8 protein-coding genes and 1 pseudogene are annotated in these 12,392 nt (G+C 67.4%); 7 read left to right on the top strand and 2 right to left on the bottom strand.

Translation table 11 applies throughout. The annotated features are described in order from the left end of the window. The first annotated feature begins 117 nt into the window (after positions 1–117). From ACL58G_RS30265 to ACL58G_RS30245, 5 genes and pseudogenes are all read left to right on the top strand, one after another. Positions 118–1,620, top strand: coding sequence for an NCS1 family nucleobase:cation symporter-1 (locus ACL58G_RS30265; protein ID WP_440964149.1), 1,503 nt, complete (start codon positions 118–120; stop codon positions 1,618–1,620). Positions 1,621–1,635: 15 nt separating this feature from the next. Next, positions 1,636–3,024 carry a dihydropyrimidinase gene (gene hydA, locus ACL58G_RS30260; RefSeq protein WP_440964147.1) on the top strand — a complete coding sequence of 463 codons (1,389 nt, stop codon included), beginning with the start codon at positions 1,636–1,638 and terminating at the stop codon, positions 3,022–3,024. A 140-nt stretch (positions 3,025–3,164) separates the two neighbouring features. Beyond that, on the top strand, positions 3,165–4,436 hold the full coding sequence (locus ACL58G_RS30255) for a Zn-dependent hydrolase (protein ID WP_440964145.1): 1,272 nt from the start codon (positions 3,165–3,167) through the stop codon (positions 4,434–4,436). A 98-nt stretch (positions 4,437–4,534) separates the two neighbouring features. After that, a pseudogene (locus ACL58G_RS30250) lies at positions 4,535–4,987 on the top strand (MHYT domain-containing protein); the annotation flags it as partial. A gap of 10 nt (positions 4,988–4,997) precedes the next feature. Continuing rightward, positions 4,998–6,512 carry an ATP-binding protein gene (locus ACL58G_RS30245; protein ID WP_440964143.1) on the top strand — a complete coding sequence of 505 codons (1,515 nt, stop codon included), beginning with the start codon at positions 4,998–5,000 and terminating at the stop codon, positions 6,510–6,512. Positions 6,513–6,527: 15 nt separating this feature from the next. On the opposite strand, the gene ACL58G_RS30240 is transcribed toward ACL58G_RS30245, so the two are convergent. After that, a complete protein-coding gene (locus tag ACL58G_RS30240; protein WP_413338323.1) occupies positions 6,528–7,733 on the bottom strand; it encodes an ammonium transporter in 1,206 nt (401 codons plus the stop codon). Positions 7,734–7,965: 232 nt separating this feature from the next. Here ACL58G_RS30240 and ACL58G_RS30235 point away from each other — a divergent pair, with 232 nt between their 5' ends. Next, positions 7,966–9,771, top strand: coding sequence for a DUF885 domain-containing protein (locus ACL58G_RS30235; protein ID WP_440964141.1), 1,806 nt, complete (start codon positions 7,966–7,968; stop codon positions 9,769–9,771). 185 nt (positions 9,772–9,956) lie between these two features. After that, complete coding sequence (locus ACL58G_RS30230; RefSeq protein WP_440964139.1) at positions 9,957–11,246, top strand: NRAMP family divalent metal transporter; 1,290 nt, start codon at positions 9,957–9,959, stop codon at positions 11,244–11,246. 3 nt (positions 11,247–11,249) lie between these two features. Here the strand turns inward: ACL58G_RS30230 and ACL58G_RS30225 are convergent, their stop codons facing one another. Then, positions 11,250–12,347: a TIGR03118 family protein gene (locus ACL58G_RS30225; RefSeq protein ID WP_440964137.1), complete on the bottom strand. Its 1,098-nt coding sequence runs from the start codon at positions 12,345–12,347 to the stop codon at positions 11,250–11,252. Between the last annotated feature and the right edge of the window lie 45 nt (positions 12,348–12,392).

Below are 12,392 nucleotides of genomic sequence, written 5' to 3'. Positions count from 1 at the left end.
TTGGCCGTGCCCACGCGTAACGTTTGCGGTTCGTTGGCGTTATGCGTGGGCGGAGGGCCGCCCACCCTACGTCTTGCTAATATGGTGCATTGAACGAAACCGACGGAGACCGCCCCGATGAGCACCGATCCCGCAATGAACCAGGATCTCTGGAACGAAGACCTCGCGCCGACGAGCGCCGCGCAGCGCACGTGGCGCTGGTATCACTTCGCCGCCCTGTGGGTCGGCATGGTGATGTGCATCCCGGCCTATACGCTGTCCGCCAGCCTGATCGAGGCCGGCATGTCCGCGTACCAGGCCGTGTTCACCGTGTTCCTCGCGAACGCCATCGTGCTGCTGCCGATGCTGCTGATCGGCCACGCCGGCACGAAATATGGCATCCCGTACGCCGTGCTGGCGCGCGCCGCGTTCGGCACGCGCGGGGCGCGGCTGCCGGCGCTGATGCGCGCCATCGTCGCGTGCGGCTGGTACGGCATCCAGACGTGGTTCGGCGGCAGCATGATCTACACGCTGCTGGGCGTGCTGGCCGGGCACGAGATCGGCGGCGCCAGGCTCGCCGGCCTGGGCATCAACGGCGCGCAGCTGCTGTGCTTCCTCGCGTTCTGGGCGATCCAGTTCTATTTCATCGTGCACGGCATGGATGCGATCCGCAAGCTGGAGACGTACACGGCGCCGCTGAAGATCGCGATCTGCTTCGTGCTGCTCGGCTGGGTCTACCAGAAAGCGGGCGGCTTCGGCCCGCTGCTGGACGCGCCGTCGCAGTTCGTCGAAGGCGGCAAGAAGGCCGGCCAGTTCTGGTCCACGTTCTGGCCGTCGCTGACGGCGATGGTCGGCTTCTGGGCCACGCTCGCACTGAACATCCCCGACTTCACCCGCTTCGCGCGGACGCAGCGCGACCAGATCCTGGGCCAGTCCGTCGGCCTGCCCGTGCCGATGGGGTTGCTGGCTGCATTGGCCGTCATCGTCACGTCGGCCACCGTCGTCCTGTACGGCAAGGCGTTGTGGGACCCGGTCGACCTGGCCAGCCGCATGACGGGCGCCGCAGTGCTGATCGCGTTGATTGTTCTGCTGGTCGACACGGTCAGCGTCAACCTGGCCGCCAACCTCGTCGGCCCGGCCTACGACTTTTCCGCGCTGGCGCCGCGCCACATCTCGTACCGCACGGGCGGCTACATCACGGCCGGCATCGCGCTCGCGATGATGCCGTGGAAGATCCTGGAGTCGACGCAGGGCTATATCTTCACGTGGCTGATCGGCTATTCCGCGCTGCTGGGACCCATCGCGGGCGTGCTGATCATCGATTACTACCTGATCCGCCGCACGGAACTCGCGGTCGACCACCTGTACAAGGACGACGGCATCTATGGCTACCAGAATGGATTTACCCCAAGCGGCTGGAACATGGCCGCGATCGTTGCCTTCGTCGCCGGCGTGCTGCCGAACATCCCGGGCTTCATGAACGCGGCGTTTCCGGACTCGTTCCCGGACGTGGGCGCCGTGTTCAAAACCCTGTACACCTATGCGTGGTTCGTCGGGATCGCGATTTCCGCGGTCGTGTACGGCCTCATGATGAAGGGCAGGGCGGCGCCGGCGCTGCATCCGGCCCGTTCGCTCGATTGACCCGAGGAGACGTCAATGACCCTGTTGATACGCGGTGGTACGGTGGTGAACGCCGACCGTGCATTTCGTGCCGATGTGCTGTGCGAAGGCGACAAGATCGTCGCCGTGGGCGAGAACCTGGAGGCGCCCGCGCACGCGGAAGTGATCGATGCCGGCGGCCAGTACGTGATGCCGGGCGGGATCGACCCGCACACGCATATGCAGCTGCCGTTCATGGGCACCGTCACCGCCGATGATTTTTACACCGGCACGGCGGCGGGCCTCGCGGGCGGCACGACGACGATCATCGACTTCGTCATCCCCGACCCGAAACAACGCCTGATGGACGCATTCCAGACGTGGCGCGGCTGGGCGGAAAAGGCGGCGGCCGACTACACGTTCCACGTCGCCGTCACGTGGTGGGACGACACGGTGCACGAAGACATGGGCACGCTCGTCGAGCGCCACGGCGTGAACAGCTTCAAGCACTTCATGGCGTACAAGAACGCCATCATGGCCGACGACGAGACGCTGGTGAAAAGCTTCCGGCGCGCGCTCGAACTGGGCGCGATCCCGACCGTGCACGCGGAGAACGGGGAGCTGGTCTACCAGTTGCAGCGCGAACTGCTGGCGAAGGGCATCCGCGGGGCGGAAGCGCATCCGCTGTCGCGCCCACCGGAAGTGGAAGCCGAAGCGGCCAACCGCGCGATCGCCATCGCGAATGTGCTCGGCACGCCCGTCTACATCGTGCACGTGTCGTGCGCCGAATCGCTGGAGGCCATCACGCGCGCCCGCGCACGCGGCCAGCGCGTGTACGGCGAGGCGCTGGCGGGCCACCTCGTCATCGACGACAGCGTCTACCGCCACGCGGATCCCGAAGTCGCGCGCGCCTACGTGATGAGTCCCCCGTTCCGCTCCAGCCACCACCAGACGGCGCTGTGGCAAGGCCTCCAGGGCGGCAACCTGCACACGACGGCGACCGACCACTGCACGTTCTGCGCCGGCCAGAAGGGAATGGGCGCGGACGATTTCACGCGCATCCCGAACGGCTGCGGTGGCGTCGAGGAACGCATGGCCGTCGTGTGGGACGCGGGCGTGAACACGGGACGTTTGACGCCGTCCGAATTCGTGCGCGTGACGTCGACCAATGCGGCCCAGATTTTTAATATCTATCCGCGCAAGGGTTCCGTGTCCGTTGGGGCGGATGCCGACGTCGTCGTGTGGGACCCGCAAGGGACGCGCACGCTGTCGGCCGCGACGCAGCATTCGAAGGGCGACTTCAACGTGTTCGAAGGGCGCACGGTGCGCGGGATTCCCACGCACACGGTGGCGGCCGGGAAGCTCGTGTATGCGAATGGGGATTTGCGGGCGGAGCGTGGGGCCGGGCGATATGTGGAGCGGCCGGCTTTCACCAGCACTATTTGAACGCTACGCACGTCATTCCCGCGGAAGCGGGAATCCATACTGAGCCTGCGTGCATGGTTGACGCCACCAAATCGCACACTCAGCATGGGTCCCCGCTTTCGCGAGGACGACGGTGATGCAAGCACCAACTGGAGAACAAGATGAACGACCTGCGCATCAACGGCACCCGCCTGTGGCACTCCCTGATGGAACTGGCGCAAATCGGCGCCACCGCGAAGGGCGGCGTGAAGCGCCTCGCCCTGACGGACCTCGACCGCCAGGGCCGCGACCTCGTCGTCCAGTGGGCGAAGGCCGAGGGGCTGTCAGTCACTGTCGACAAGATCGGCAACGTGTTCATGCGCCGGGAAGGGACGAACCCGGACTTGCCGCCCATCGTCACGGGCAGCCACATCGACACCCAGCCGACCGGCGGCAAGTTCGACGGCAACTACGGCGTGCTCGCCGGCCTCGAAGTCGTGCGCACGCTGAACGAGCGCGGCATCCGCACGGAGGCGCCGATCGAGGTCGTGTTCTGGACCAACGAGGAAGGCTCGCGCTTCGTGCCCGTCATGATGGGCTCCGGCGTGTTCTGCGGCGCGTTCAGCCTGGAGACGGCGTATGCGGCGCGCGACGTCGACGGCAAATCCGTCGGCGAGGAACTCGACCGGATCGGCTACCGGGGCGGGCAGACACCCGGCGACCACCCGATCGGCGCGTATTTCGAAGCCCACATCGAGCAGGGCCCCGTGCTGGAAGACGCGAACAGGGTGATCGGCGTCGTGCCCGCCGTGATGGGCCTGTCGTGGTACGACTGCACCGTGACCGGGATGGAAGCGCACGCGGGCCCCACGCCGATGCATCTGCGGCGCGACGCGCTGCAGGTCGCGACGGCCATCATGCAGGAGACGGTCGCCATCGCCAACCGCTACCCGCCGTATGGCCGCGGCACCGTGGGCATGGTCCAGGTGTTCCCCAACAGCCGCAACGTGATCCCCGGCCAGGTCAAGTTCAGCATCGACCTGCGCAACGTCACCGACGAGCTGCTGAACACGATGCACGGCGAGATCGAGGCATTCGTCGAGCGCACGCGGCGCGAGACGGGCCTGGCCATCGACCTGCAGCGCGTGTCGTACTACCCGCCTTGCCCGTTCCACCCGGATTGCGTGGGCGCCGTGCGCGCCGCGACGGAACGGCTGGGCTATTCGACGATGGACGTGGTGTCCGGCGCCGGCCACGACGCGATCTACGTCGCGCGGCTGGCGCCCGCCGGCATGATCTTCGTGCCGTGCAAGGACGGCATCAGCCACAACGAGATCGAGGATGCCCAGCCCGGCCACCTGGAAGCCGGCTGCAACGTGCTGCTGCACGCGATGCTGGAACGGGCCGGCGTCGTTTCCACGTCGGAGGCCGGTGAGCTTGTTGCTCAAAAGTAACAAAGTGCAATTTCTTGTTACTATTCTGGCCGATCGCACGCGCCGGTAGCATACTGTGGTCCGAAGCCGCCCGCCGGGCGGCACGCGTCTGACCGACGATGCTGACCGGATACTATGAAACCCCGCTCGTCCTGATTTCGATCCTTGTCGCGATCGTCGCGTCGTATTCCGCCCTCAGCCTCGCGGGCAGGGTGGCGGAAGCGACCGGGCGGACGAAATTCGCCTGGATGCTGGGCGGCGCGATCGCGATGGGATCCGGGATCTGGGCCATGCACTTCGTCGGGATGCTGGCGTTCCGCCTCCCGATCCCGATCGCTTTCGACATCCCCATCACCCTCGTCTCGCTGGTGCTGCCGATCGCCGCGTCCGGCCTCGCGCTGTGGCAGGTGAGCCGCGCCAACCTCGGCCCGGTGCGCCTGGGCGTCAGTGCCGTCATCATGGGCGCCGGCATCAATGCGATGCATTACACGGGCATGGCCGCCATGCGCATGCAGCCCGGGATCGTGTACGACCCGCTGTTGTTCGCGCTCTCGGTGCTGATCGCCGTGGGCGCGTCGGCGCTTGCGCTGTGGATCGCGCTCCGGCTGCGCCGCAGCACGCCAGAACGTGTGGGTGCCGCGCATCGGCGCCGCCGTCGTGATGGGCTGCGCCATCGTCGGCATGCATTACACGGGCATGGCGGCCGCGAACTTCCCGGCCGACAGCGTGTGCATGGCCGCGCGCGTCGGCGTGCATCGCGACAGCCTCGCCACGCTCGTCGTGCTGGCCACGTTCTGCGTGCTGGGCCTGGCCCTCATCGCGTCCGTGTTCGACGCGCGGCTGGAAGCGAACGCGCGCATCCTCGCCATGTCGCAGGCCACGTCCGCCGAGCGCCAGCACCTGCTGGAGCGCGAGCGCGTCGCGCGCGACGAAGCCGAGCGCCTGTCGGCATTGAAGGACGAATTCCTCGCCACCCTGTCGCACGAGCTGCGCACGCCGCTGAACGCGATCCTCGGCTGGGCCGGCATGCTGCAGCGGGGCGTGAAGGACGAGGCGACCATGATACGGGCCCTGGAGACGATCGAGCGCAACGCGCGCGCCCAGGGCAAGCTGATCGACGACCTGCTCGACATGAGCCGCATCATTTCCGGCACCGTGCGCCTGGACGTGCAGACGGTCGACCCGTCCCGCATCATCGAGGCGGCGCTGGGCACCGTGCACCCGGCCGCCGCGGCCAAGATGATCGCCCTGCGCGCCGACCTGGGACGCGAGCCGGGCATGTTGCCGCTCGAAGTGCGCGCCGATCCGGGCCGGCTGCAGCAGGTGCTGTGGAATCTGCTGGCGAACGCGGTCAAGTTCACGCCAACGGGCGGCAGCGTGCAGGTGCTGCTGGGGCGCGACGGCAACGACGCCGTGATCCGCGTGATCGATTCGGGCATCGGCATCGCGCGGGACTTCCTCCCGTACGTGTTCGACCGCTTCCGCCAGCAGGATGCGTCGATCTCGCGCCAGCACGGCGGCCTGGGATTGGGGTTGTCGATCGCGCGGCAGCTCGTCGAACTGCACGGCGGGACGATCGCCGTGGACAGCGCCGGCGTGCACACGGGCACCACGTTCACCGTGCGCCTGCCGCTGGCGCGCCCGAGCGCCGTCACGTTGCCGGGAACGGGCGTGCTTCCGATGGCGCTGACGGGCGCGGACGACCTGGCCGACCTGTCCGGCGTGCGGGTGCTCGTGATCGACGACGCGCCGGATACGCTCGACGTGCTGGAACAGATCCTGTCGTACAGCGGCGCCGCCACGATGACGGCGCCGGGCGCCAGCGCCGCGCTGGCCCTGCTGGAGCGCGAGGTGCCGGACGTGATCGTCAGCGACGTCGGCATGCCCGAAGTCGACGGCTTTGAACTGATGCGGCGCATCCGCCGGCGCGCGGCCACGGCGGACGTTCCCGCCATCGCGTTGACGGCGTTTACGCGCCAGGACGACCGCGCCAAGGCGCTGCAGGCCGGTTTTACCGACTATCTCGCCAAGCCCGTGGAGCCGGCGGCGCTGGCGGCCGCGATCCGGCGCCTCGTCGCCACCGCGCGCGAAGCGTGACCTTATTTGGCGCGCCTACTGGAACGTGGTTTCGCGTTCCGGCGTGGCGCTGATGCGGTGGATGGCCAGGTCGGCGCCGTCGAATTCCTGTTCGGCGTCCAGGCGCAGCCCGACGGTCGCCTTCAACAACCCGTAGACGATAATGCCGCCGATGCCGGCGATGGCGACGCCCAGCAGGGTGCCGACGATCTGCGACGCGAGCGACACGCCGCCGAGCCCTCCCAGCGCCTGGCTGCCGAAGATGCCGGCCGCGATGCCGCCCCACGCGCCGCACAGGCCGTGCAGGGGCCACACGCCCAGCACGTCGTCGATCTTCCAGCGGTTCTGCGCCAGCGTGAACATCACGACGAAGATCGCGCCCGCGATCGCGCCCGTCACCAGAGCGCCCATCGGATGCATCAGGTCCGAGCCCGCGCACACGGCGACGAGGCCGGCCAGCGGGCCGTTGTAGACGAAGCCCGGGTCGTTCTTGCCCAGCACGAAGGCGGTCAGGGTGCCGCCCGTGAGGGCCATCAGCGAGTTGACGGCGACGAGGCCGTTCATCTTGTCCAGCGTCTGCGCGCTCATCACGTTGAAGCCGAACCAGCCGACCGTGAGGATCCACGCGCCCAGCGCGAGGAACGGGATGTTCGACGGCGGGTGCGCCGAGATGCGGCCATCCTTGGTATAGCGGCCGCGGCGCGCGCCCAGCAGCAGCACGGCCGGCAGCGCGGCCCAGCCGCCGACGGCGTGCACGACGACGGAACCGGCGAAGTCGTGGAACGCCGCGCCGAAGGTGGCCGTCAGCCAGTCCTGGATGCCGAAGCGGTTGTTCCAGGCGATGCCTTCGAACAGCGGATAGACGAGGCCCACGAGCAGGGCGGTCGCGGCCATCTGCGGGTGGAACTTGGCGCGTTCGGCGATACCGCCCGAGATGATGGCGGGGATCGCGGCGGCGAACGTCAGCAGGAAGAAGAACTTCACCAGCTCGTAGCCGTTCTTGGCGACGAGGGTGCTGGTGGCGCCCATGAAGTGGATGCCGTAGGCGATGCCATAGCCGACGAAGAAGTAGGCGATGGTGGAAACGGCGAAGTCGATCAGGATTTTTACCAGGGCGTTGACCTGGTTCTTGCGGCGTACCGTGCCCAGTTCCAGAAAGGCGAAGCCGGCGTGCATCGCCAGGATCATGATCCCGCCGAGCAAGATGAAGAGCGCGTCCGCTCCGCTTTTGAATGCATCCATGCGTACTCCAAAAAAGTGCAAGTTGGTCTGATTGCACTTCTGGATAGCAATAAACGTTCCAATTTGGTGAAGAGGCGCACTCCCGGTGGGCATGCCGGATGGGTTGCCCCGCAAGCGTGCACAAGCACCGTTGCGGTGCGTATTTGCGCCAAAATGGGGAGGTGTGGTCGATCCGGCAATCGAGGGGTTCCCCGTAGTATGCTGTCAAGCTACAACCTCACAAAGGAGACCCATGAACCGCACTCTCAATGCCGCCATCCTCGCGGCTTTGCTGTCGGCCGGCGCACCCATCCTGTCCGCCCAGGCTGCCGCAACTACCGTATCCGCGTCGTCGGCCGAACGCCAGGTCGACCGCATCGCTGCGAGATTCTACGATGCGCGCGCCCGCTTCGACCCGCTGCTGTACGCGACCGCGAACGGCGACAGCCGCTACGACGACCAGATCGGCATGGCGATCGACCCGAAGGTGCGCGCCCGCTATATGTCGCAGAATCACAGGCTGCTGGACGACCTGCAGAAAATCGACAAGGCGCACCTGTCGGAGAAGGCGCGCCTGAACTACGACATCCTCGCCTTCGAGATCCGCGCCCAGCTCGACCTCGCGCGTTTTCCCGAGCACCTGCTGCCGCTGAACCACTTCGACAACATCCCGAGCAACCTGGCCAATTACGCGAGCGGCACGGGCTCGCAGCCGCTGGCGACGCCGGCCCAGTACCGCGCGTACCTGTCGCGCCTGGAGCAGCTGCCGGCATGGATCGACCAGGCCATCGCCAACATGAAAGAGGGCGTGAAAAAGGGCGTCGTGCAGCCGAAGGCGATCACGGCCAAGATGCTGCCGCAGTTCCGCCAGCTGGCCGCGCGCGACGCGGAAGCGAGCATCTTCTACACGCCCATCAGGAACCTGCCGGCCGGCTTCTCCGACGCCGATAAAAAATCGCTCACGGCCGGCTACCGCCAGGCCGCGCAAAAGATCGACGCCGCGCTCGCGCGCCTGAACACTTACCTCGAGAAGGACTACCTGCCCGCGGGCCGCACGACGGCCGGCTTTGGCGCGCTGCCGGATGGCGCCGCGTGGTACCAGGCCCGCATCCGCAACAACACGAACCTCGACCTGACGCCGGCCGAGATCCACGCGCTGGGCGAGAAGGAAGTGGCGCGCATCCAGCAGCAGATGGCGACCCTGGCGCCGAAGCTGGGCTACGACGGCCCGCTGAACACGTTCCCGCAATGGGTGGCCGCGCAGCCGCGCTTCAAGCCGTTCAAGACCGACCAGGAGGTGCTGGAGCGCTACCGTGCCATCTACGGCGTCGTCGAAGCGAAGCTGCCGCAGTATTTCAGCCTGCTGCCGAAGGCGAAGCTGGACATCCAGCTGGAACCGGAACTGACGCGCGCCACGGCGTCCGACCACTACACGCCCGTCGCCGCCGACGGTTCGCATCCCGGCGTGTTCTGGGCCGTCGTCAACGACCCGAAGGAGTACAGCACGGTCGGCATGACGAGCTTGTTGCTGCACGAGGGCGTGCCGGGCCACCACCTGCACGCGGCGCTGCTGAAGGAATTGCCGCTGCCGGATTTCCGCAAGTTCTTCACCGAGCACCCGAGCGCCGCCGCCTACACGGAAGGCTGGGCGCTGTACTGCGAGACGCTGGGCCGCCACTTCGGCCTGTACGACGATCCGTCCGCGTATTACGGCCACCTGAACGACGAACTGCTGCGCGCCGTGCGCCTCGTCGTCGACACGGGCATGCATGCGCAGGGCTGGTCGCGCGAGCGGGCGGTCAAGTACATGATGGACAACCTGGGCTACAGCGAGGCGCGCGCGGCGAACCAGATCGAGCGCTACATGGTGTGGCCGGGCCAGGCGCTGGCGTACAAGGTGGGCGCGCTGAAGATCCTCGACCTGCGCGCGCGGGCGCAGAAGGCGCTGGGGCCGAAGTTCACCTTCGCGAAATTCCACGAGGTGGTGCTGGGGGATGGGACGTTGCCGTTGCCGATCCTGCAGGCGCAGGTGGAGAAGTGGATTCAGTCGGAAAAATAGAACCGTCGCCCCTGCGAAGGCGGGATAGCGCCCCCGGCGCTATCCCCCCAAGTTTTAAGCGTGCCGTAATGCATGCAAACTTGGGTCCCCGCCTCCGCGGGGACGACGTCGGTTGAGATTACGGTCCTCGCACAGTGTGCGCAACCGTACATATTCCCGCCCCACATGGGTGCATGATGGGTTTCATGAAATCCGATGAAACCACCATCGCGCCGCCATCGCCGGAAGCCTCGACCTGGCTGTCGAAGCTGGGTCCGGGCCTGATCACCGGCGCGGCCGACGACGACCCGAGCGGCATCGCCACGTATTCGCAGGCCGGCGCCCAGTTCGGGTTCAACCTGCTGTGGACCCTGCTGCTCACGTATCCGCTGATGGCCGCCATCCAGGTCATCAGCGCCAACATCGGCCGCGTGACGGGGCGCGGGCTCGCCACCAATTTGCAGCGCTATGCGCCGCGCGGGGTCGTGTGGGGCATCGTCGGGCTGCTGCTCGTCGCCAACGTCATCAACATCGCGGCCGACGTCGCGGCGATGGGCGAGGCGATGTCGCTCGTCGCGCCCGGCCGGCCGCTGTGGTATGCCGTCGGCTTCGGCGTGCTGTCCGTGCTGCTGCAGGTGTTCATCCCTTACCAGCGCTACGTGAACCTGCTCAAGTGGCTCACGCTCGTGCTGCTCGCGTACGTGGCCACCGTGTTCGTCGTCCACGTGCCATGGGGCGTGGTGCTCAGGACCACCGTGTGGCCGCATATCGCGTGGAACAGGGACTACCTGACCACTATCGTCGCCGTGTTCGGCACGACGATCAGTCCCTACCTGTTCTTCTGGCAGGCGTCGCAGGAAGTCGAAGAACTCCGCGCGGACGACAGCGCGGAGCCGCTGCGGCGCGCACCCGACCAGGCCAGGGGCCAGTTCCGCCGCATCCGCTTCGACACGCTGGTCGGCATGGCGGTGTCGAACGGCGTCGCGTTCTTCATCATGCTCACCACCGCCGCCACCCTGCACGCGCAGGGCGTGCACGACATCCAGTCGTCGGCGCAGGCCGCGTCGGCGCTGAAACCCGTCGCGGGCGAACTCGCGTTCGTCCTGTTCGCGCTCGGCATCGTCGGCACGGGCCTGCTCGCGATCCCCGTGCTGGCCGGTTCCGCCGCGTACGCGATGGCCGGCACGTTCCACTGGAAGAGCAGCCTGGGCGCGGAGTTTTCGGCCGCGCGCAAGTTCTACGGCATCATCATCGTCGCCACGCTGGCCGGCGTCGGCATCAACTTCATGCCGATCGACCCGATCAAGGCGCTGTACTGGAGCGCGGTGCTGAACGGCGTCATCGCCGTGCCGGTGATGGCGATCATGATGCTGGTGGCGTCGAGCCCGCGCATCATGGGCGACCTGACGATCGCGCCGCGCCTGCGCGCCATGGGCTGGCTGTGCACGGGCGTGATGGCGGCGGCGACGATCGCCATGTTCGCGTCGTTCCTTTGACGCTTACTGCATGTCGATCCGCCCGTAGATGCCGTGCGATTCGTCGGCGGGCCCCGCCGTGTAGAACAGCGTGTTCGTCGGCTGGTTCTGCACGCCGTTGCCGAACGCGATGCCCCACAGGCCGTCGATGACGATGGGCGTGCGGTCGGCCTTCGACAACGTGCCGATGAACGCGCCGTTGGACGGGTTGTAGGCGTTGATCTTGCCGTCGCCGAAGTTCGCGACGAGCACCGCATTGCTGAAGTCCCCGAAGTTGGCCGGCGCCAGCGCCATGCCCCACGGCGCATTCAGCGCACCGCCCGCCGCCAGCCGGTGCAGGAAGACGCCGCCCGTGTCGTACACGTCCACCACGCCCAGCCCCGCGCCCTTGACCTCGTCGTTGCCGGCCGCCTCGCGCTGCGCATACGCCACGTAGATGCGGTCGCCGATGGCCTGGATGCCGAACGGCCCGTAGCCGGCCGGCAGGTTCGGATCGGTGAAGCCGCCCGGCAGCGTGGCTTTCTGGAAGCTGGCGTTGTAGACGTCGATGCGGTTGTTGTGGAAATCGGCCGCGTACAGGTAGTTCGCGCCCGAGAACGCGCCGATGGCGAGACCCTTGTAGACGGCGCTGCCGCCCGTGTCGACGGCCGTTACGGCGTTCGTCCGATTCACGGCCGGCGACCACCCCGACACGGTGCCCGTCTCGCCCACGAAGATGAACGGGCTGGCGCCCGTCACGCCGTTCTGCGTGACCTTGAAGTCCTGGCTACCGTTGTACACGATGCCGGTGACGCCGGCCGGGACCGCGACGACGAGCGTCTGCGGCACGCCGTTGCCGTCGTACAGCGTCGACGTCGCCGTGCCGTTGTTCGCGACCCAGACGAAGGCCGTCGGATTGAATGCGAGGCCCCACGCGTTGACGAGGTGGGTGTCGGTGTGGGCCGCGCCGCTGGACTGGTCGGTGACGAGGGCCGTGGTGGTGAAGGCGCTCGTGATCGCCGGCGGCATGGTGACGGGCGGCGTCATCGGATGGTCGTCGCCGCCGCCGCCGCAGGCCGTCACGGCGGCGCCGAGGACGATGCCGCACAGGAGGCGCACGGCCGGATTCGATTGCAGGTTCATGATTGCACCTCATGGAAAGGGGACGACGTTAATGCCCCCATCCAC

The sequence above is a fragment of the Massilia sp. GER05 genome (assembly GCF_052056005.1).
GTDB lineage: Bacteria > Pseudomonadota > Gammaproteobacteria > Burkholderiales > Burkholderiaceae_D > Telluria > Telluria orientalis.
Note: the sequence above shows the minus strand (reverse complement) of the source record. Positions and strands in the feature narration are given on the sequence as shown.